The organism is Pseudomonas sp. FH1 (assembly GCF_000510895.2).
Lineage (GTDB): Bacteria > Pseudomonadota > Gammaproteobacteria > Pseudomonadales > Pseudomonadaceae > Aquipseudomonas > Aquipseudomonas azotoformans_A.
The window spans coordinates 59,390-80,562 of sequence record NZ_AOHM01000025.1; the positions used below are offsets into that span (position 1 = coordinate 59,390).

22 protein-coding genes are annotated in these 21,173 nt (G+C 61.8%); 10 read left to right on the forward strand and 12 right to left on the reverse strand.

All coding sequences use genetic code 11. The features are described 5' to 3' along the window. Positions 1-2 precede the first annotated feature (2 nt). The 5 genes from H096_RS10365 to fdhA all read left to right on the forward strand — a co-directional run bounded on the left by H096_RS10365 (position 3) and on the right by fdhA (position 6,175). On the forward strand, positions 3-305 hold the full coding sequence (locus H096_RS10365) for a sarcosine oxidase subunit delta (RefSeq protein ID WP_010207083.1): 303 nt from the start codon (positions 3-5) through the stop codon (positions 303-305). Next, positions 302-3,319 carry a sarcosine oxidase subunit alpha gene (locus tag H096_RS10370; protein WP_033898052.1) on the forward strand — a complete coding sequence of 1,006 codons (3,018 nt, stop codon included), beginning with the start codon at positions 302-304 and terminating at the stop codon, positions 3,317-3,319. The genes H096_RS10365 and H096_RS10370 overlap by 4 nt, the downstream gene beginning before the upstream one ends. Positions 3,320-3,376: 57 nt before the next feature. Further along, positions 3,377-4,009, forward strand: coding sequence for a sarcosine oxidase subunit gamma family protein (gene soxG, locus H096_RS10375; protein ID WP_033898053.1), 633 nt, complete (start codon positions 3,377-3,379; stop codon positions 4,007-4,009). Positions 4,010-4,019: 10 nt separating this feature from the next. Continuing rightward, positions 4,020-4,877: a formyltetrahydrofolate deformylase gene (gene purU / locus H096_RS10380; RefSeq protein ID WP_016977808.1), complete on the forward strand. Its 858-nt coding sequence runs from the start codon at positions 4,020-4,022 to the stop codon at positions 4,875-4,877. A 98-nt stretch (positions 4,878-4,975) separates the two neighbouring features. Next, positions 4,976-6,175: a formaldehyde dehydrogenase, glutathione-independent gene (gene fdhA, locus H096_RS10385; protein WP_016977809.1), complete on the forward strand. Its 1,200-nt coding sequence runs from the start codon at positions 4,976-4,978 to the stop codon at positions 6,173-6,175. 51 nt (positions 6,176-6,226) lie between these two features. Here fdhA and H096_RS10390 read toward each other — a convergent pair whose 3' ends face one another. The 5 genes from H096_RS10390 to H096_RS10410 form a co-directional block, all read right to left on the reverse strand. Beyond that, positions 6,227-6,613: a hypothetical protein gene (locus H096_RS10390; RefSeq protein WP_033898054.1), complete on the reverse strand. Its 387-nt coding sequence runs from the start codon at positions 6,611-6,613 to the stop codon at positions 6,227-6,229. Positions 6,614-6,737: 124 nt separating this feature from the next. Next, complete coding sequence (locus tag H096_RS10395) at positions 6,738-7,205, reverse strand: hypothetical protein (protein WP_051422000.1); 468 nt, start codon at positions 7,203-7,205, stop codon at positions 6,738-6,740. Positions 7,206-7,320: 115 nt separating this feature from the next. Next, positions 7,321-7,830, reverse strand: coding sequence for an anti-sigma factor (locus tag H096_RS10400; RefSeq protein ID WP_277621469.1), 510 nt, complete (start codon positions 7,828-7,830; stop codon positions 7,321-7,323). A 25-nt stretch (positions 7,831-7,855) separates the two neighbouring features. Then, positions 7,856-8,533, reverse strand: coding sequence for an anti-sigma factor (locus H096_RS10405; RefSeq protein WP_033898059.1), 678 nt, complete (start codon positions 8,531-8,533; stop codon positions 7,856-7,858). Beyond that, on the reverse strand, positions 8,530-9,156 hold the full coding sequence (locus tag H096_RS10410) for a sigma-70 family RNA polymerase sigma factor (protein ID WP_033898060.1): 627 nt from the start codon (positions 9,154-9,156) through the stop codon (positions 8,530-8,532). The genes H096_RS10405 and H096_RS10410 overlap by 4 nt, the downstream gene beginning before the upstream one ends. 151 nt (positions 9,157-9,307) lie before the next feature. Between H096_RS10410 and H096_RS10415 the strand changes: the two genes are divergently transcribed. Next, a complete protein-coding gene (locus H096_RS10415; protein ID WP_033898061.1) occupies positions 9,308-9,880 on the forward strand; it encodes a DUF2780 domain-containing protein in 573 nt (190 codons plus the stop codon). Here the strand turns inward: H096_RS10415 and H096_RS10420 are convergent. Next, positions 9,877-10,764 carry an acyltransferase gene (locus tag H096_RS10420; protein WP_033898062.1) on the reverse strand — a complete coding sequence of 296 codons (888 nt, stop codon included), beginning with the start codon at positions 10,762-10,764 and terminating at the stop codon, positions 9,877-9,879. The genes H096_RS10415 and H096_RS10420 overlap by 4 nt on opposite strands. A 173-nt stretch (positions 10,765-10,937) precedes the next feature. On the opposite strand from H096_RS10420, the gene H096_RS10425 reads away from it, so the two are divergent. From H096_RS10425 to creD, 4 genes are read left to right on the forward strand one after another with little or no spacing between them, the layout of a single operon-like run. Continuing rightward, positions 10,938-11,438: an ATP-dependent zinc protease gene (locus H096_RS10425; RefSeq protein ID WP_033898063.1), complete on the forward strand. Its 501-nt coding sequence runs from the start codon at positions 10,938-10,940 to the stop codon at positions 11,436-11,438. 9 nt (positions 11,439-11,447) lie between these two features. Further along, positions 11,448-12,116: a two-component system response regulator CreB gene (gene creB, locus H096_RS10430; protein ID WP_033898064.1), complete on the forward strand. Its 669-nt coding sequence runs from the start codon at positions 11,448-11,450 to the stop codon at positions 12,114-12,116. Continuing rightward, positions 12,116-13,555, forward strand: coding sequence for a two-component system sensor histidine kinase CreC (creC, locus tag H096_RS10435; RefSeq protein ID WP_033898065.1), 1,440 nt, complete (start codon positions 12,116-12,118; stop codon positions 13,553-13,555). The genes creB and creC overlap by 1 nt, the downstream gene beginning before the upstream one ends. 51 nt (positions 13,556-13,606) lie before the next feature. Continuing rightward, positions 13,607-14,980, forward strand: coding sequence for a cell envelope integrity protein CreD (gene creD / locus H096_RS10440; protein WP_033898066.1), 1,374 nt, complete (start codon positions 13,607-13,609; stop codon positions 14,978-14,980). Positions 14,981-15,145: 165 nt separating this feature from the next. On the opposite strand, the gene H096_RS10445 is transcribed toward creD, so the two are convergent. The 6 genes from H096_RS10445 to H096_RS10465 form a co-directional block, all read right to left on the reverse strand. Then, entirely contained in the window at positions 15,146-15,775 is a 630-nt protein-coding gene (locus H096_RS10445; RefSeq protein ID WP_033898067.1) for a glutathione S-transferase N-terminal domain-containing protein, read from the reverse strand. Between the two features lie 35 nt (positions 15,776-15,810). Beyond that, positions 15,811-15,987 carry a hypothetical protein gene (locus H096_RS34095; RefSeq protein WP_098467484.1) on the reverse strand — a complete coding sequence of 59 codons (177 nt, stop codon included), beginning with the start codon at positions 15,985-15,987 and terminating at the stop codon, positions 15,811-15,813. Next, positions 15,984-17,087, reverse strand: a complete 1,104-nt coding sequence (locus H096_RS10450; RefSeq protein ID WP_033898068.1) for a PepSY-associated TM helix domain-containing protein — start codon at positions 17,085-17,087, stop codon at positions 15,984-15,986. Before H096_RS10450 ends, H096_RS34095 begins: the two co-directional genes overlap by 4 nt. A 62-nt stretch (positions 17,088-17,149) precedes the next feature. Beyond that, positions 17,150-19,579: a TonB-dependent siderophore receptor gene (locus tag H096_RS10455; protein ID WP_033898069.1), complete on the reverse strand. Its 2,430-nt coding sequence runs from the start codon at positions 19,577-19,579 to the stop codon at positions 17,150-17,152. A gap of 86 nt (positions 19,580-19,665) precedes the next feature. Then, on the reverse strand, positions 19,666-20,646 hold the full coding sequence (locus tag H096_RS10460; RefSeq protein WP_033898070.1) for a FecR family protein: 981 nt from the start codon (positions 20,644-20,646) through the stop codon (positions 19,666-19,668). Continuing rightward, entirely contained in the window at positions 20,643-21,161 is a 519-nt protein-coding gene (locus H096_RS10465; protein ID WP_016977831.1) for an RNA polymerase sigma factor, read from the reverse strand. Before H096_RS10465 ends, H096_RS10460 begins: the two co-directional genes overlap by 4 nt. Between the last annotated feature and the right edge of the window lie 12 nt (positions 21,162-21,173).

Genomic DNA, 21,173 nt, shown 5'->3' on the forward strand with positions numbered 1-21,173 from the left:
CTATGTTGCATATCTTCTGTCCTCACTGTGGCGAACTGCGCTCCGAAGAGGAATTTCACGCGTCCGGCCAAGCGCACATCCCGCGCCCGCTGGACCCGAACGCCTGCACCGATGAAGAGTGGGGCGACTACATGTTCTTCCGCGACAACCCCCGTGGTCTGCACCACGAACTGTGGATCCACGCCGCCGGTTGCCGCCAGTACTTCAACGCGACCCGCGACACCCTGACCTACGAAATTCTTGAAACCTACAAGATCGGTGAGAAGCCACAATTCACCGCCAAGGCCTCTGGAGAGAAGGTATGAGCCAGACCAATCGCCTGTCCAACGGTGGCCGGATCGACCGTAATAAAGTCCTGACCTTCAGCTTCAACGGCCAGAGCTACAAAGGCTTTGAAGGCGACACGCTCGCCGCAGCCCTGCTGGCCAATGGCGTCGACATCATCGGCCGCAGCTTCAAGTACTCGCGCCCTCGCGGCATCTTTGCTGCGGGCGCCGAAGAGCCGAACGCGGTGCTGCAGATCGGTGCCACCGAAGCCACCCAGATTCCTAACGTGCGCGCCACGCAACAGGCGCTGTACCAAGGCCTGGTCGCCACCAGCACCAACGGCTGGCCGAACGTCAACAATGACGTGATGGGCATTCTTGGCAAGGTCGGTGGCAAGCTGATGCCGCCGGGTTTCTACTACAAAACCTTCATGTACCCGCAATCGTTCTGGATGACGTACGAGAAGTACATCCGTAAGGCCGCTGGCCTTGGTCGCTCGCCGACCGAAAACGATCCGGACACCTATGACAACTTCAACCGTCACTGCGACGTGCTGGTGGTCGGCGCGGGCCCTGCGGGTCTGGCCGCCGCACTGGCCGCCGCACGCAGCGGTGCCCGCGTGATCATCGCCGATGAGCAGGAAGAGTTCGGCGGTTCGCTGCTCGATTCGCGCGAAAGCCTCGACGGCAAGCCGGCGGCGGAATGGATTGCCAGTGTCATTGCTGAATTGAAGGCCCTGCCAGACGTGGTGTTGCTGCCCCGCGCCACCGTCAACGGTTATCACGACCATAACTTCCTGACTATTCACGAACGCCTCACCGACCACCTGGGTGACCGTGCGCCGATTGGTGTGGTGCGCCAACGCATCCACCGTGTGCGCGCCAAGCGTGTGGTGCTGGCGACCGGTGCGTGTGAGCGCCCGCTGGTGTACGGCAACAACGACGTGCCGGGCAACATGCTGGCCGGTGCGGTTTCGACCTACGTGCGTCGCTACGGCGTGGCACCGGGCAAGAAGCTGGTGCTGTCCACCAACAACGATCACGCCTATCGCGTTGCGCTGGACTGGCTCGACGCCGGCCTGCAAGTGGTGGCTGTGGCCGATGTGCGCCACAACCCACGCGGCGCGCTGGTGGAAGAAGCCCGCGCCAAAGGTATTCGTATCCTCACCGGCAGCGCCGTGATCGAGGCCCGTGGCAGCAAGCACGTGACTGCTGCCCGCGTGGCTGCAATTGACGTCAAAGCGCATAAAGTCACCAGCCCTGGCGAGTGGCTGGACTGCGACCTGGTGGCCAGCTCCGGCGGCTACAGCCCGGTGGTTCACTTGGCTTCGCATCTGGGCGGCAAGCCGACCTGGCGTGAAGACATCCTCGGTTTTGTACCGGGCGAAGCACCGCAAAAACGCGTGTGCGTCGGTGGCATCAACGGCGTCTATGGCCTCGGCGATTCCCTGGCTGACGGTTTTGAAGGCGGCGTGCGCGCGGCCAGCGAAGCAGGTTTTGCCCCGGTGGAAGGCACCCTGCCAAAAGCCTTGAGCCGCTTGGAAGAGCCGACACTGGCGATCTACCAAGTGCCGCACGACAAGCCAACCGCACGGGCGCCGAAGCAATTCGTCGACTTGCAAAACGACGTGACCGCCGCCGCCATCGAACTGGCGACCCGCGAAGGGTTCGAGTCGGTCGAACACGTCAAACGCTACACCGCGCTGGGCTTCGGCACCGACCAGGGCAAGCTGGGCAACGTCAACGGCCTGGCGATTGCCGCCCGTTCGCTGAACGTGACCATCCCGCAGATGGGCACCACCATGTTCCGCCCGAACTACACGCCGGTCACGTTCGGCGCCGTCGCCGGTCGTCACTGTGGGCACATCTTCGAGCCGGTGCGCTACACCGCGCTGCAAGCCTGGCACGTGAAGAACGGCGCCGAGTTTGAAGACGTCGGCCAGTGGAAACGTCCGTGGTACTTCCCACGCAACGGTGAAGACCTGCATGCCGCGGTGAAACGCGAATGCCTGGCCGTGCGCGACAGCGTCGGCCTGCTGGATGCGTCGACCCTCGGCAAGATCGACATCCAGGGCCCGGACGCGCGCGAGTTCCTCAACCGCATCTACTCCAACGCCTGGACCAAGCTCGATGTGGGCAAGGCGCGCTACGGCCTGATGTGCAAGGAAGACGGCATGGTCTTCGACGACGGTGTGACTGCCTGCCTCGCCGACAACCACTTCCTGATGACCACCACCACCGGCGGCGCGGCTCGCGTGTTGCAGTGGCTGGAAATCTACCAGCAGACCGAGTGGCCAGACCTCAAGGTGTACTTCACTTCGGTCACCGACCACTGGGCCACCATGACCCTGTCCGGCCCCAACAGCCGCAAGCTGTTGGCGGAAGTGACTGATATCGACCTGGACAAGGACGGCTTCCCGTTCATGACCTGGAAGGAAGGCTTGGTCGCCGGCGTACCGGCTCGGGTGTTCCGGATCTCGTTTACCGGTGAGCTGTCGTACGAAGTCAACGTGCAGGCCGACTACGCCATGGGCGTGCTAGAAAAAATCGTCGACGCCGGCAAGAAGTACAACCTGACGCCGTACGGCACCGAAACCATGCACGTACTGCGGGCGGAGAAGGGCTTCATCATCGTCGGCCAGGACACTGACGGCTCGATGACCCCCGACGACCTGAACATGGGTTGGTGCGTCGGCCGTACCAAGCCGTTCTCGTGGATCGGCTGGCGCGGCATGAACCGTGAAGACTGCGTGCGCGAAGAGCGTAAGCAACTGGTGGGCTTGAAGCCGATCGATCCGAATGTATGGCTGCCGGAAGGCGCGCAGTTGGTGTTCGATCCGAAGCAGACGATTCCGATGAAGATGGTCGGCCACGTGACCTCAAGCTATGCGCACAACTCCCTAGGCTATTCGTTCGCCATGGGCGTGGTGAAGGGCGGCTTGAAGCGTATTGGTGAGCGCGTGTTCTCGCCGCAGGCGGATGGCAGCGTGATCGAGGCGGAGATTGTTTCCTCGGTGTTCTTTGACCCGAAAGGCGATCGCCAGAACATCTGATGGACCGAGTTGCGGCCCCACAGGGGCCGCATTCCAAGCAGCATTCAAAGGTGCTTTATGACAGCAGCCAATGTGTACCAACAACGCCCAACCACCGGGGCCAAGGCCGAGTCGTCGCTGCATCATGCCGACCTCGCCAGCCTGGTCGGCAAGGGCCGCAAGAACGCCGGCGTGACCGTGCGCGAAAAGAAACTTCTGGGCCACCTGACCATCCGTGGCGACGGCCATGATGCAGCCTTCGCCGCTGGCGTACACAAGGCCCTGGGCATCGAACTGCCGAGCGCCTTGACCGTGATCGTCAAAGGCGAAACCAGCTTGCAGTGGCTCGGCCCGGATGAGTGGTTGCTCATCGTGCCAAGCGGCGAAGAATTCGCCGCCGAGAAAAGCCTGCGTGCCGCCCTGGGTGAGCTGCATATCCAGATCGTCAACGTCAGCGGCGGCCAGCAGATTCTTGAACTGAGCGGCCCGAACGTGCGCGATGTGCTGATGAAGTCCACCAGCTACGACGTGCACCCCAACAACTTCCCGGTGGGCAAGGCGGTGGGCACGGTGTTCGCCAAGTCGCAACTAGTGATCCGTCACACGGCCGAAGACACCTGGGAATTGCTGATCCGTCGCAGCTTCTCGGATTACTGGTGGTTGTGGTTGCAGGATGCGTCTGCCGAATTCGGCCTGAGTGTTCAAGCCTGAGGAATGCCCCATGAGCCGCGCACCTGATACATGGATTTTGACCGCCGACTGCCCCAGCGTGCTCGGCACGGTGGACGCGGTCACCCGCTATCTGTTCGAACAGGGTTGCTACGTCACTGAGCACCACTCGTTCGATGACCGGCTTTCGGGCCGGTTCTTTATCCGCGTGGAGTTTCGCCAGCCCGACGGTTTTGACGAACAAGGTTTCCGCGATGGCCTGGCCACGCGCGGCGAAGCCTTCGGCATGATCTTCGAGCTGACGGCGCCGAATTACCGGCCAAAAGTGGTGATCATGGTCTCCAAGGCCGACCATTGCCTGAACGATCTACTGTATCGCCAGCGCATCGGCCAACTGTCGATGGACGTGGTCGCGGTGGTGTCCAACCACCCTGATTTGAAGCCCTTGGCCGACTGGCACCAGATTCCCTACTACCATTTCCCCCTCGACCCCAACGACAAACCGTCCCAGGAGCGTCAGGTGTGGCAAGTGGTGGAAGACACCGGCGCGGAACTGGTGATCCTTGCGCGCTACATGCAAGTGCTCTCGCCGGAGCTGTGCCGCAAGCTGGATGGCAAGGCCATCAACATTCACCACTCATTGTTGCCGGGTTTCAAGGGCGCCAAGCCGTATCACCAGGCGTACAACAAGGGCGTGAAGTTGGTCGGCGCCACGGCGCATTACATCAACAACGACCTGGATGAAGGCCCGATCATTGCCCAGGGCGTGGAGGTGGTGGATCACAGCCACTATCCCGAGGACTTGATTGCCAAGGGGCGGGATATTGAAGGGCTGACACTGGCCCGGGCGGTGGGGTATCACATTGAGCGGCGGGTGTTTCTCAACGCCAATCGGACTGTGGTGCTCTGATTGCAAAGACAACAAACAGCATCTGTACCCGAGCACTTAAACGCGCTGCCCACCCAACGGGCAACGCAGTTCCATAAAAACAACAGCGAGGTGAAAGCATGTCTGGTAATCGTGGTGTCGTGTATCTCGGCAACGGCAAGGTCGAAGTACAGAAAATCGACTATCCCAAAATGCAGGACCCCCGTGGCAGGAAGATTGAGCACGGCGTCATCCTGCGCGTGGTTTCCACCAACATCTGCGGCTCCGACCAACACATGGTGCGTGGCCGCACCACTGCCCAGACCGGCCTGGTGCTCGGTCATGAAATTACCGGTGAAGTGATCGAGAAGGGCAGCGACGTCGAAAACCTGAAGATCGGCGACCTGGTTTCGGTGCCGTTCAACGTCGCGTGCGGTCGCTGCCGCTCCTGCAAAGAGCAACACACCGGTGTATGCCTGACCGTCAACCCCGCCCGTGCCGGCGGTGCCTACGGCTATGTCGACATGGGCGACTGGACCGGTGGCCAGGCCGAGTATGTGCTGGTGCCGTACGCGGACTTCAACCTGCTGAAACTGCCGGACCGCGACAAGGCCATGGAGAAAATCCGCGACCTGACGTGCCTCTCCGACATTCTGCCTACCGGCTACCACGGCGCCGTGACTGCAGGCGTTGGCCCAGGTAGCACCGTCTACATTGCAGGTGCCGGCCCGGTCGGCCTGGCTGCTGCCGCATCTGCACGCCTGCTGGGCGCGGCGGTGGTGATCATTGGCGACGTCAACCCGATCCGCCTGGCCCACGCCAAGGCCCAGGGTTTTGAAGTGGCCGACCTGTCCACCGATACCCCACTGCACGAACAGATCGCCGCGTTGCTGGGCGAGCCGGAAGTGGATTGCGCCGTCGACGCCGTCGGTTTCGAAGCCCGTGGCCACGGCCATGAAGGCGTGAAAGCAGAAGCCCCGGCCACGGTGCTCAACTCGCTGATGGGCGTGGTGCGCGTGGCCGGCAAGATCGGTATTCCGGGCCTGTACGTCACCGAAGATCCAGGTGCCGTGGATGCCGCCGCCAAAATGGGCAGCCTGAGTATTCGCTTTGGTTTGGGCTGGGCCAAATCCCACAGCTTCCACACCGGCCAGACCCCGGTGATGAAGTACAACCGCGCGCTGATGCAGGCGATCATGTGGGACCGTATCAACATTGCCGAAATCGTCGGCGTGCAGGTGATCAGCCTGGATGACGCGCCACGTGGCTACGGCGAGTTCGATGCGGGCGTGCCGAAGAAGTTTGTGATCGACCCGCACAAGCTGTTCAGTGCGGCGTAAGGCTCAAGGCTGAAAAAAATGGCGACCCCGGAGGTCGCCATTTTTTATGGGTTATTTGAGGATCGTGAGTCGCAGATAGGGATCGGCCACTTCACCGTTCTTGATCAGGCGCTTGCCGCCGTAGTCGCAATGAATCTTGCCGTTGCGTTCATTGATGGCCTCGGCCTTCAGCTCGTACTCCGGGGCCAGGTAGTCATCCTGGGTGGCTGCCGTTTGCCCTGTCCACGACTTGCCGTTGGTGGTGGCAGTGTATTGATAACCCTCGCCATAGGGCGCTGGAAGGTCAGGGTCTGTGTAGAGTTTGGATTGGATGTCACGGGGGGCGGGGCATTGGTCGATGCCGGTGGCTTGGGGCCGTGAAGACTGGGCTTGGCTGCGAGCTGGTAAATGGTTGAGTGCGCTGAAGGCAGCATAAAAATTGGGTATCAATCCGATCATGATCGTTACAGCTCCTTGTTTTATGGCTGAGCCTTCCCTTTGAATGGGAAGGCTGCCTTGGGTGGGCTGTCAGAGTCGTTCGGTTCCGCTATAACCTGGACCGCTGGTTGCGGATTAGCGGACGTTAGCTGTCGGAATTATCCGTGGCGCCAGAGGCTGTTTTGGCTATGACCTCATACTCAACGTGTATCCCATGGAACGCGTGGATGACGATCGGGGCATGACTGTTGTAGGGGAAGCGATTGTCGCGAAGGGCTATATCGAAGACTTCCGCGCGCAACGTACGGGTCGCACAGGCCATTGCGGTTTGTCCAGAAACGGGTCGGTCGATGAAGTAGTAGCCCGCAGGTGCCTTTATCAGGCTGCTGGAGGGCGGTGTGTAGCGGTTGCACTCATCGCGAAAGTCTATGAATTTTGCCTTGATGACGACTTCAAACTCATCTTCATTCTCTCGGCTTTCCAGGTTGAAAATGAATTTTGTGTAAGCCCTTTCTACGGGGAAGTCCTGCGGCGCAACCAGGGTTCGACCGTTGCTCAGGGCGTGCAAGGTTGCAGCGAAGGTTTCAATGAATAAGGTGGAAAAGAGTTCCATGTTGCCTCTCGGTTAAATGATGGTTGAGAGGGACATTTTTCCTGAGGCAAGATGGCGTGATGGGGTAGTTATATCTAGCTCCTATGCATCGTGGCGAGCAACGCGGGACGTCGACTCAGCGAGCAGCCAACGCCCCCTGATAAACCGTCGGCCCCGTCGGCTGCTTGCTCAACGACCCACCCTTGGTCTCCGAACTCACCATCAACTCTACCGGCTTACGGATGCTTTTCTGCTGGCGCGGGTTGAGTCCGATAATGCCTTTGCCATCTTCCGGCAATAGCCCCAGTGAAACCGGCGCACCACCTTCGGGCATGGCCCACAGTTCCAGGCTGCGATCCGGCTCAGGCGCCGCCGTGGCGATCGGTTCGACTTCGAGGTAATCCTTGTGCGCCCTGATTTGCGCGGCCGGCTGCTGGGCAGTGGTCACCAGCGTGGCGGCGGACTTGACGTTGTCCTGGGTGTAGAGCGCGCCGCCGAGGCCGGCGACGATGGCCATGCAGACGCCGATAAACACACGTGGGCGGCTCCAGAATGGGGGCTTTTGCTCAATCACTTGGGGGCGGGTCGCGCTCATGGGGCTATTCCTGACAAGGCTTTCAGTCCTGTCATGGACCCTGGTTTGCACGATGGGTTCCTGGCCCCGGTTCAGCTCAAAGTGATGCCAATTGGCCCTGATACAGCACCGGTCCGGTAGGTTGGCCGGTCGGTGAGCCGCCGTGCGGCTCCAGGCTCACGGCCAGGGTCAGCGGCGCGCTGAGTAACGCACGCTGTGTCTCGCTCAGTTGAATCCGGCCTTTGCCTGCGGCGGGCAGCAAGCCCAGTGAGATGGGTTTGCCACCCGGCGCAATCGCCCACAGTTCCAGGCTCAACGTCGGTGCTATCGCGGCCAGTGTCAGGGGTTCCACTTGCAGGTGGTCGGCGAACGCGCTGATCTGCAGCGCGGGTTGTTGGTTGGCGTTGACCAGGGTGGCGTTGTACGCCACCCCTGTGTCGCGTTGGTACAGCACACCGACGGTGACGGCGACGACCACTGCGCAGGCGGCGGCCAGGACGCGGAGGTTTTTCCAGAACGCTTGCTTCGTCGGCACATGTAGCACCTGCGGCTCGATGCGTGCCTTGATGCCTGCCCACACGTGTTCCGGAACGGGTCGCTCAGGCAGGGCACCGGTCAGGCTGGCGAGCGCGTCCTGCCAATGGCCGAGTTCCACGCGCAGCGCGGCATCCTCCAGCAACAGCGCATCAAAGCGCCGACGCGCGGTAGCGGGCATCAGCCCGATGGCGTAGTCGGCGGCCAGGGCGCGGCGTAGGGCGGTGGTCTGGTAGTTCATGATTCAAGGCACCTGCGCAGGCGTTCCATGCCGCGGCGGATCCAGGATTTGACCGAACCCAGGGGCGCTGCCAACTGCGTGGCCAGCTCCGAGCACGACAGGCCCTGGAAGTACGCCACGCTGATCGACCGGCGTTGCATGCCGTCGAGGGTGTCCAGGCAGCGGTTCAGGGCATGGGCTTGGCGTTCATGGTCGAGTTGGTCGTGGGCGCTGGGGGCGTCATCGATCAAGGCGTCTTGCTGACCATCGGCCAGCGGCTGTTCGCGGTGTTTGCGCAACTGGTCGATGGCCAGGTTGCGGGTGATGTTGACCATCCAGGTCATCGGCGCCGCCAGGTGCGCCTCGTAGCGCGAAGCGTTGTACCAGATGCGTACGAAGGCTTCCTGCAGCACTTCTTCGGCCAGGTCCGTGCGGCCCATGAAGCGCAGGGCCACACCGTGCAGGCGCGGCGAAACGCTGCGGTAGAGGGTTTCGAACGCTTGGCGGTTACCCAGGGCACATTGCGCCAGCAAAGGGCGCAAGGGGTCAGCATCATCGGCGCTAATAGGGCTTCTCCAGACCCTCGTTCGAGGGTGACGGGACGGCACGCGGTAAGCGGAGGGTAGTTCAGCCTGGGCATTCATTCCATCCAACTCCGAGCGGCGTATGCAGGCTATACGCGGGCCGAGGCCATTCGGATGCAGAAAAATCTGAACTAACCTTGGTGTGGGAACAATCGTTCCGGACTGTCAGTCAAACGCCTGCTTTTAGCTCTTACACCCAGAGGTTGTTTCGATGAAGATTTCACGCGGTTTCGCCCTTTCCTGCCTGATGACCCTGGCAGCCGCCCCGGTGTTCGCTGCAGGCTTCAGCCTTGGCGACGCAGCCAATGCGATTTCCGGCATGCAGGGTGGCAATAACAAGGCAGCCGCTGCCGCCCCGTCTTCCGAGACGGCCGGCCTGTTAAGCGCACTGACCTCGCAACTGAACATCACCCCCGAACAAGCGGTCGGCGGTACAGGCGCCATGCTCGGCCTGGCCAAGAACAAGCTGAGCGGCAACGATTATTCGCAGTTGGGCAACAGCGTGCCGGGCCTCGACCAGTTGTCGGGCAACAACGCGTTGGGCAGCCTCGGCGCCTTGAGCGGGATGCTCGGCCAGACCGGCGGCAGCAAGACCAGCGGCCTGGATGGCCTGTTGGGTAATGTGAAAAGCACCAACGACCTGAACACCGCCTTCAGCGCCTTGGGCATGGACAGCGGCATGGTGGGCCAGTTTGCCCCGGTCATCCTGCAATACCTGGGCGGCCAGGGTGCCAGCAGCTCGGTGCTGGGCAAGCTGGCCCAGGCCTGGGGCACTGGTAGTTAAGAGCGCTCCGCGCGCAGTTGATCGATGCGCGCGTCCTTCTCCATCCAGAGTTGGTTCACCCAGTTCTGGATGGTCTGGCGAAACGCCGGATCATTCTCGTAATCCCCTTGCCACAATGCCGGATCCAGTTCGCGGGTGCGGATATCAATGATCACCTTGGGCACCGCGCCACTGATCAAATCCCAGAACCCCGGAATCCTGTGCTGTGGATAGACCACGGTCACGTCGAGCACGGCATCCAGTTGTTCACCCATCGCCGCTAATACAAACGCCACGCCGCCCGCCTTGGGCTTGAGCAAGCGAGTGAAGGGTGAGCCCTGCTGCTTGCGCTTGGTTTCGTTGAACCGCGTGCCTTCCAGATAATTGACCACCGTCACCGGCTGGCGCTTGAACAGCTCGCAGGCCTCCTTGGTGATCTTCAAGTCCTGCCCGGCGAGTTCCGGGTGCTTGGCCAGGAAGGCCTTGCTGTAGCGCTTCATGAAGGGGTAATCCAACGCCCACCAGGCCAGGCCGAGGAAGGGCACCCAGATCAGCTCTTTTTTCAGGAAGAATTTGAAGAACGGCGTGCGGCGGTTCAGCGCCTGGATCAGCGCCGGGATATCCACCCAGGATTGGTGGTTGCTGATCACCAGGTAGGACGTATCGCCCCGCAGGTCTTCGCCGCCGCGAATATCCCATTGGGTCGGGATGCACAGGGCGAAAATCAGCTTGTCGATCTCGGCCCAGGTCTCGGCGATCCACATCACCGCCCAGGACATGTAGTCACGCGAGCGCCCAGGGGCCACCAGCTTGAGCAGGGCAAACACCATCAACGGCCCGATCAGGATCAGGGTGTTGAGCAGCAGTAGCAAGGAGACAAAACAGCCGGTGAGCAGGCGGCGCATAAGTAACTCTTGAAATCCTGTGGGCGGGCCATGATAAGCAGCTTGAGTCTAGAGGCCAAATGCCAATTCGCCGGACGAATGTTTCACAATGTGCCGGTTATGCTGGGGCGAGCTAACTAAGTGCTGCCTTTGCGGTCTAGAATCCGCCTACTTCTTTCCGAGGAAATCACTTCGTGAAACTGCTCCTTGCCTCTCTCGCCCTGGCTGCCCTGCCGGTCATGGCCGCCGAACCGACCCTCTACGGTCGCTACGAATACATCCAGTTGCCGGAGATCGGCGAAACCTTCAAGGCCAAGATGGACACCGGCGCGCTGACGGCTTCGCTGTCGGCCCGCGACATCGAGACCTTCACCCGTGACGGCGACGATTGGGTGCGCTTCCGCCTCGGCGGCAAAGACGCCTCCAACAAAGTCTACGAACACAAGGTGTCGCGCATCAGCAAGATCAAGAGCCGCGCCGACGAAGACGACGACAAAGACGAAGCCACCGTGGCCAAGCGCCCGGTGATCGACCTGGAAATGTGCCTGGGCGACGTCAAGCGCACCGTCGAGGTCAACCTCACCGACCGCAGCAGCTTCAACTACCCGTTGCTGATCGGCGCCAAGGCTCTGCGTGAATTTGGCGCTGCAGTAAACCCGGCCCGTCGTTACACTGCCGACAAACCGGACTGCTGACGGACCCACATGCCGCATATTCTGATTGTCGAAGACGAAGCGGCGATTGCCGACACGCTGATCTTCGCCCTGCAAGGCGAGGGCTTCACCACCACCTGGCTGACCCTCGGCCAGGCGGCGCTGGAGCATCAGCGCCAGACCCCCGCCGACCTGATCATCCTCGACATCGGCCTGCCGGATATCACAGGTTTTGAAACCTGCAAGCAACTGCGACGGTTCAGCGAAGTGCCTGTCATGTTTCTCAGCGCGCGGGATGGCGAGATCGACCGCGTGGTGGGGCTGGAGATCGGCGCCGACGATTATGTGGTCAAGCCCTTTAGCCCACGGGAGGTGACGGCGCGGGTCCGGGCGATCCTGAAACGCATTGGCCCAGGTGCTGCGCCGGCCGTGTTCCAGGTGGATCTGGAGCGCATGCAGATCAGCTATCGCGGCCAGCCGTTGAGCCTTACACGCCATGAATTTCGCCTGCTGCAAAGCCTGCTGGAACAGCCCGAGCGTGTGTTCAGCCGCGAGCAACTGTTGGACGCGGTGGGCGTGGCGGCGGATGCGGGTTACGAGCGCAATATCGACAGCCATATCAAAAGCCTGCGCAGCAAATTGCGCAGCGTGGCTGCCGATGCCGAGCCGATCCAGACCCATCGTGGCCTCGGCTACAGCTACAGCCCGAGCAACAGCTGATGCGCCTGGGGCTGCGGATTTTCCTGGTGTATGCGCTGTTTGTCGGCCTGACTGGCTACTTCGTGCTTAGCACCGTGATGAAGGAAATCCGCCCTGGCGTGCGCCAGTCCACCGAAGAAACCCTGGTGGATACCGCCAACCTGTTGGCCGAGATCGTGCGCAGTGACGTAAAGAACGGCACTCTCGGCCAGAGCCACTGGCCGGAGCTGCTCAAGGCCTATGGCAACCGCCAGCCGGGCGCGACCATCTGGGGCTTGCCGAAGAACCAGGTCAACCACCGTATCTACGTAACCGATGCCAAGGGCACCGTGTTGCTCGACTCTACGGGCGAAGCGGTGGGGCAAGACTATTCGAAGTGGAACGACGTCTACCTGACCCTGCGTGGCGAGTATGGCGCGCGCTCTACCCGTAGCGAACTGGATGACCCCGCCTCGTCGGTGATGCACGTGGGCGCGCCGATCCGTGACAATGGCCAGATCATCGGCGTGGTCACCGTGGCCAAGCCGAACAGTTCATTGCAGCCTTATGTCGACCGCACCGAGCGCCGCCTGCTGTGGTACGGCGCGGGCCTGGTGATTCTGGGCCTGCTGCTGGGCGCACTGCTGTCTTGGTGGCTGAGCGTGGCGCTGCGCCGTCTGACCGCCTACGCCGAAGCCGTCAGCGAGGGGCGGCGTGCCGAGCTGCCCCATTACCGTGGCGGTGAACTCAAGCAGCTGTCCACCGCCGTCGAGCACATGCGCACGCAGTTGGAAGGCAAGGCCTACGTCGAACATTACGTACACACCCTGACCCACGAATTGAAGAGCCCATTGGCCGCGATCCGCGGTGCGGCGGAGCTGTTGCAGGGTGAGATGACCCGCGAGCAACAGCAGCGCTTCGTCAGCAACATCGACAGCGAAAGCGCGCGTCTGCAGCAGCTGATCGAGCGCCTGCTGAACCTGGCGCAGGTCGAACAGCGTCAGGGCCTGGAAGAGCAGGCGAGTATCCCGCTGGCGGCGATGGTCGATGAAGTGCTCAAGGCTCAGTGCGCGCGGATTGAAGGCGCCGGGTTGCAGGTCGAGCAGTCGATTGCGGCGGATGTGAAGGTGTACGGTGAACCCTTCCTGCTGCGTCAGGCTCTGGGCAACCTGCTGGATAACGCCTTGGACTTCACACCGCCCGGCGGCCTGTTGAAGTTCAGCGCACAGACGCGACACAACGACGTGCAAGTCAGCCTGTTCAACCAGGCCGCACCGATTCCCGACTACGCCCTGCCGCGCCTGAGCGAGCGTTTCTACTCGCTGCCACGCCCGGCCAGTGGGCGCAAAAGCACGGGGCTGGGCCTCAACTTTGTCGAGGAAGTGATGAAATTGCACGGCGGCGCATTGCAGATCGGCAATGTCGACGGCGGCGTGCAGGTGGTACTGCATCTCCACACAGTCTCCACATTGCCCACATAAATCGCCCACACGGGCTGCCCAGACTCTCCCCATCAAAACAGGGAGAGACCCATGAACCGCAGCCTGCTTTTCAAACTTGGCGCGATTGCGCTGCTGATGCTGGTATTGCTGATTCCATTGCTGATGATCAACGGCATCATCGCCGACCGCCAGTTCACGCGTGATCAGGTGTTGGATGACATTGCCCGTAGCTCCAGCTACAGCCAGCGCCTCACCGGCCCGGTGATGGTGGTGCCTTATCGCAAGACCGTGCGCGAGTGGAAGCTCAATGAAAAGCTCAATAAACGCTACGAAGTCACCCGGGAAGAGCGCGGTCGTCTGTATTTCCTGCCGGATCGATTTGAACTCGACGGCAAAGTGCAAACCGAACTGCGTGCGCGGGGCATCTACCAGGCGCGGCTGTTCCATGCCGACAACCGCATCAGCGGGCGTTTCGAGCTGCCTGCGCAATTGGGCATTACGGAGAATTTTACCGATTACCGTTTTGAGCCGGCATTTCTGGCGGTGGGCATCAGCGATATTCGCGGCATCGAGAACGCGCTGAAACTGGAGCTGGGCAGCCAGCAACTGGAGTTCGAGCCCGGCTCCCAGGTGGACTGGCTGGGTGAGGGCGTGCACGTGACACTGCCGGAGCACGACAGCAAAAAGCCCAACGTCGTGGACTTCGCCTTCGACCTGCGCCTGCAAGGCACCGAGCAACTGCAAGTGGTGCCGGTGGGCAAGACCAGCCAGGTGTCACTCGCTTCCAACTGGCCACATCCCAGCTTCATCGGCAATTTCCTGCCGGCACAACGTGAGATTACCGATAAGGGTTTTACCGCTAATTGGCAGACCTCGTTCTTCTCCACCAACCTTGAACAAGCCCTGCAAACCTGTCTGGACAAGCAGGGCTGTGAAGACTTCAACAACCGCAGCTTCGGCGTGAACTTCATCGACCCGGTGGACCAGTACCTCAAGAGCGATCGTGCGATCAAATACGCGCTGCTGTTCATCGCCCTGACCTTCGCCGGCTTCTTCCTGTTCGAAGTGCTCAAGAGCCTGGCGGTGCATCCAATCCAATACGCGTTGGTGGGGTTTGCGCTGGCGTTGTTCTACCTGTTGTTGCTGTCGTTGTCCGAGCACATCGGGTTCGCCCTGGCTTACCTCATCTCTGCCAGCGCCTGTGTGTTGTTGATTGGCTTCTATGTGTGCCACGTGCTGCGCAGCGTCGCTCACGGGCTGGGGTTTTCAGCGGGGTTGGCGGCGTTGTATGGCTTGTTGTACGGGCTGTTGAGTGCCGAGGATTACGCGTTGCTGATGGGCTCGTTGCTGCTGTTCGGCCTGCTGGGCACGGTGATGGTGCTGACACGCAAGTTGGATTGGTATGGCGTGGGCAAGCGCAAGGCGGTTGAGCCTTTGGAGTTTGACCTGGAGGCGGTGCAATGATCGGGTTGCGGGAGGATAGGCTGGAGCGGGCAAAATTGGTGCTACGGATTAATCAGCTATTTTCTGTGGCGAGGGAGCTTGCTCCCGCTGGGGCGCGAAGCGGCCCCAAAGAATGGGCCTGCTACGCAGTCCAACGGGAGCAAGCTCCCTCGCCACAGTAAAATCTTACACCGGGGGTTGGGTCTGTTGCATCGAAGGCCGCTGGCTGACCTCGGCATACCAGGCGGCAAGCTGCGGGTTATCCAGGCGCCATTGCATGTCCGGATGGCGGAAGTCGAGGTAACCCAAGGCGCAGGCCACGCTGATCGCGGCGATGTCGAAGTGGCTGGTCAGTTCGGCAATCGCATCCGCCTCCAATTCAGAGAGGCTGCGACGGATCTTGTTGCGCTGCTCATCGAGCCACTGGTCCCAATGCTTTTCGGCTGGACGCAGGGCCGTTTCGTAGCGCACCAACACGGCGGCATCCATGATGCCGTCGGCCATCGAGGCCAGTGTCAGGCGGCGCCAGCGGGCCGAGCCGTCGCGGGGAATCAGTGGGTTACCGACGTGCTGGTGGTCGAAGTAATCGAGGATCACCCGGCTGTCGTGCAATACCGTGCCATCGGCCAGGCGCAGGGCCGGGATCTTGCCCACGGGGTTGCCTTGCACCACCTGCGCATCCGGGTTGACCGGGATCGGCATGCAGCCGTGCAGCGCGACGCGGTCCTGCTGGCCGGTTTCAGCCAGCAGCACGCGCACCTTACGCACGAAGGGGGAAGCGGGGTTGTGGAACAAGGTCATGCTGGGAGCGGACATGGGCATTCCTCAAGAAAGGGCCGGGCTAATCTATCTCACCGCTTGAGCAAGGCCCAAGTGCCAATTGCAGCGGGAATGCCCAAGCCGACCCAACTGAGCGAATCCCACAGCCCGTCCCCCAGCAACGCCGCAAACAACCCGGCCGCGCTGAGCAGGCCGATCCCCAGCGGGATACCAAACACTTTCCAGAAGTTCGATTGACGCGGCTTCATGCCTTGCCCGCCTTGCGCCGCACCATCCACAAGTAAATCCCACTGACCAGCACGATGATGGTCAGCACATCCAGCGCTGCCCAAAGGACTTTCATCGGCATGCCGCCGTAGTCACCGAAGTGCAGCGGCTGGGACATGCCCATGGCGTCCATGTACCACGGCCGTTTGGCGATGGCGGTGACAGCGAGGGTGCTGGCGTCGATCAGCACCGGCGTGAGCAGGTGCGAGGTCAGGTGGGTGCTGCCCTTCATGAACACGGCGTAGTGGTGCTCGCTGGAAAAGCGCGTGCCGGGGAAGGCGATGAAGTCCGGCTCCATGCCGGGGGCGGCCTTGGCGGCGATGGTCAGCAGTTCGGTAGCCGGTGCGCGCTGGGTCAGCGGCGGGGCGTTTTTGTAGGGCTCGATCATGGCGCTGAGGCTGTCCTGGCGCCAGGCGGCGATGATCAGGTCGGCGCAGGCGCTGATCACGCCGGTCACGCCCACCACTAGGGCCCAGGTCAGGGTGACCACGCCGATCAGGTTATGCAGGTCGAGCCAGCGCAGGCGCGTGGATTTGTCCTGGCGCACCGTGGCGAACTTCAGGCGACGCATGAACGGCAGGTACAGCACCGTGCCCGAGATAATCGCCAGCACAAACAGAATGCCCATGAACGCCAGCAGCAACTTGCCCGGCAGGCCGGCGAACATGTCCACGTGCAGGCGCAGCAGAAACAAGGTGAATCCACCGTTGGCCGCCGGGGTTTCCACGGCTTCACCGGTGCGCGCATCAAGCATGAAGGTGTGGGACGCGTTGGGCTCGGTGCCAGCGGTGGCGGCCATGATCGCGATCACGCCGTTCTTGTCATCCTCGTCCCAGGCCAAGTATTGCAGGGCATCGCCGGGGCGATGGGCCTGGGCGGCGCTGACGAGTTGTTCGAGGTTGAGCTGCGGCGTGTCAGCAGCCATTTGCGCCAGTTCCGGCTCGTTGCCCAGCAGATGATCGATCTCATGGTGAAACACCAACGGCAGGCCAGTGAGCGCGAGCAGCAGCAGGAATACCGTGCAGATCAGGCTGGTCCAAGTGTGGATGAAGGACCAGCGGCGGATGGTTTTGCTTTTCATTTTTTCAACCTTCAGACACACCAAAGCCGCCCACGGGGGCGGCCTGGGGTTAACTCAGCCGATTACCACTGGTAGGTGGCGCTGGCGACGACGCTGCGTTGGTCGCCGAAGTAGCAGTAGTTGCCATCGCAGGTCGACAGGTAGTCCTTGTTGAACAGGTTGGTGGCATTCAACTTGACCGATGCGCCTTTGAGGCTGTTGTCCAGGCGGCCCAGGTCGTAATGCACCGAACCGTCGAACACGGTATAGGCGTTGGCCTTGCCGAGCCAGGTGTTGGCCTGGTCGCCGTAGGTGTTGCCGGTGTAGCGCGCGCCGAAGCCGATGCCGAAGCCATCGAGCGGGCCAGTGTGCCACGTGTAGTCAGTCCACAGCGAGGCTTGCTGGTTAGGCATCAACGTTAGGCGGTTGCCTTTGTAGATGCCCTTTTGCACCTCGGATTTGGCCAAGGTGTAGGCGGCGATGACTTTGAGGTTCTCGGTCACGTCAGACACGGCTTCCAGCTCCAGGCCCTTGACCTTCACTTCGCCGGTCTGGCTGTTGATTTGCTGGCCCCCTGCGCCGAGCGTCGTGACCTGCACGTTTTTCTGGGTCAGGTCGTACACCGCTGCGCTCAGCAAAGTGTTGGAGCCGGGCGGCTGATACTTGACGCCCATTTCCCACTGCTTGCCTTCCGTCGGTTTGAAGGTCTTGGTGGCATTGGTATCGGCGTTGCTCGCCGGCTGGAAGGACTCGGCGTAGGACAAGTACGGTACGAAGCCCGAGTCGAACACGTAGCTCAGCGCCGCGTTGCCGCTGAAATGCTTGATGCGGTCGGTGTTGGTCGCGTCGTTATCGTTGAAGTACGTGGTGCCCTGATGCACCCAGTCTTCACGCCCGCCCAGGGTCAGGCGCCATTTGTCCAAGGCCATCTGGTCCTGCACGTAGAGGCCGGTTTGCACGGTTTTCTGGTTGTAGTCGTAGAAAGGTCGCACGCCGGTTGGGCGCAGCGTCGGCGTGGTGTTGATCGGGTTGAAGATGTTGATGTTTGACGCGGTTCCGTAAATCGCACGGTAGGACGTGTCGGTGCGTTGGTGATCCAGGCCGAGCAACAGGGTGTGGATAACGTCGCCCGTGGCGAAATCCGCCTGGAAATTGTTATCCACCGCGAACTGGCCAATGCTTTCGTTGACGTTGGTGGTCGAGCGGCTGATATCGCCCGCGGCATTTGCCGGGGAAAATGCATAGGAGCCCACGGTCAACTGCCGGAAGTCCAGTTCCGACTTGGTGTAGCGCAGGTTCTGCTTGAACTGCCAGGTGTCGTTGAAACGGTGTTCGAACGCATAGCCCAGCGCGTAGTAGGTGCGGTCGTAGAACTCGTAGTCCGGGTCGCCCAGGTTCTTGTGGTGGGAAACGTCACCCAGCGGCGACTTGATCTTAGTGCCCTGGATCGGCATGAACTGGCTGGTCGTGCCCGTATCGTCACGTGTGAACTGCGACAGGAAGGTCAGTTTGGTATCCGGATCGATGTTCCACGTCAGGCTCGGCGCAAGGTTGTAGCGCTTGTTGTCGATGTGGTCGACCTGGGTGCCGGCATCGCGCACCACGCCGCTGAGGCCGTAGAGGAACTGGCCGTCATCGTCGATCTTGCCGGTGCTGGAAAAGTTGATCTGACGGTAGTTATCGCTGCCGTATTGCACCTGGACGGCGTTGCTTGACTCCTCGCTGGGACGGCGGCTGACCATGTCCAACAGGCCGCCCGGCGGGGTCTGGCCGTATACCGAGGAGGCCGGGCCGCGCAGCAGGGCGAGGCGGTCGAGGTTCCAGGTCTCGGCTTTCGGGTTGGCGTAGACGCCACGTGGCAGCGGCAGGCCGTCGAGGAACTGGGTGGGTTCGAAGCCACGTACACGCATCCAGTCGTAGCGGGTGTCGCTGCCGTAGCTGGCGGACACGATGCCCGGCATGTATTTCACCGCGTCATCCAGGTTCTGCACGTTGCGGTCTTGCATCTGCTCGCGGGTGGCGACCGAGATCGAACGTGGCGCCTCGACCAGTGCGGTGTCGGTCTTGGTGCCTGCGGCGGTGCGTTTGGCCAAGTAGCCGTCGACCGGGCCCCAGGCGCTTTCATAGCTGTCCTGGCCGGTGATATTGGTGGTCGGCAACGCCACGACGCCTTCTGGAATCGCCACCAGGGTGTAGGTCCCCGCCGTACTCTGCTCAAGCTGCAACCCCGTGCCACGCAGTGCTTCACGCAGCGCGCCCGGAGCATCGAACTGGCCCTTGACCGGCGCCGAGGTCTTGCCCGACGCCAAGGCCGGGCTGAGGGTCAGCGCCAGGCCGCCCTGGCTGGCGATCTGGTTCAGGGTGGTGGCCAGGGGGGCCGCCGGCAGATTGTAGGTGCGCACGCTGGACGCCTGTTCCGCGGCGATCAGCGAAGTGCTGGCCAGCGGGGCGCTGAGGGCAATCGCCACGGCTAACAGGCTGGGGCGCAACAAGGTGTCTAGCGTGCGGGACATAGGGCGGCTCCTGAATGGAAATATTTCGCAATTGCCTAGGTGCCGAACGAGAATCGAAAAGTGATAGGGCAGGATGAAAATATTTTTTATTTGGCCGCGGGTGCCTTGCCGATCACGGTCACCCACCACGGCGTGTGCTGCTCGATCTGCACCGGCAGCGTCGGCAGCAGCGCGTTGAGCGCCAGCGTGGTGTCGTGCAGCGGGAAGCTGCCAGTGATGCGCAGGTCAGCGATGTTTTTATCCACCCCCAGGTAACCGGTGCGGTAACGGCTGAGCTCCGCAACCACATCGCCCAGGCGCGCGTTATCGACCACCAGCATGCCGCGAGTCCAGGCGTCGGTGGCGGGGGTGACGGCAAGTGCAGGGCCGAGACCATCGCTGCGCATCAGCACTTGCTGGCCTTCCTTGAAGATCTGTTCCTGATTCAGCGCTTCGGGCTGGGCGGCCACGGCCGATTGCAGCACGCTCAAGCGCGTAGCGTCGTCTTCGCGCCTGACGATAAACCGCGTACCCAGCGCCCGCAGGCTGCCGTCGCGGGTTTGCACATAGAATGGCCGCGCATCGTTGTGGCCGGTCTCGACCAGGATTTCGCCTTCCTGCAACACGATCAGTCGGCGTTTTTCGTCAAAACGCACGTCGATGGCGCTGTGGGTATTGAGGTTGATCAGCGTGCCGTCCGCCAGCTTCAGCGTGCGCTGCTCGCCGGTGGCGGTGCGTTGGTCGGCCAGCCAATAGTGGATCGGCACATAGCGTTCACCGGCAAACAGCGCCAGGCCAATCACCAGCGCGATGCTGGCAAGACCACTGCCCAGCTTGCGCACGCGCTGGCGAATGCCTTCACGCGATTGCAGCAACGCCGCCCGCGCCGGACCCGAGGCCACGCTGAAACGCTGGTCGAGCATGCCCAACTGGCGCCAGGCTCGGGCGTGTTCTTCGTCGCTGGCCAGCCATTTATCGAATTCTTCACGCTCAATCACGCTGCCGTCGCCCGAATCGAGAGACAGCTGCCACGCAATCGCCGCATCCAGCACGCGGGCCGAGACGGGTCTGGAGCTGATCACCGTCACAACGGCTCGCCATACAGCGCGATGTAGCACTGGCGAATGCCCTGGGCCAGGTACTGGCGCACGCGGGGCACCGACACGCCGAGGCGCTGGGCGATTTCGGCGTGGCCCATGCCGTCGAGGCGGTTATAGAGGAAGGCGGCGCGAGCCTTGCTCGACAGCTTGCCGAGCAGGCGGTCGATGGCCTTGAGGTCCTCGAGGATCAGTTGCTGTTCTTCCGGCGACGGGTGTTCGCTTTCCGGGATCAGCATCAGTTCAGTGAGGTACGCCTGTTCCAGGGCCGCGCGACGGAAGTAGTCGAACAACAAGCCCTTGGCGATTGCCACCAGGAACGCCCTTGGTTCGCGGGGTTCACGCAACTCATCACGGCCGAGCAGGCGCATGAAGGTGTCCTGGCTCAGGTCTTCGGCGCGGCTTGGGCAGGCCACGTTGCGTCGAAGCCAGGCCAACAGCCAGCCACGATGGTCGCGATACAACGCGCCAACAAGCTCACTGTGTGGGTTCTGGATCGACGACAAGGCATCACCTGG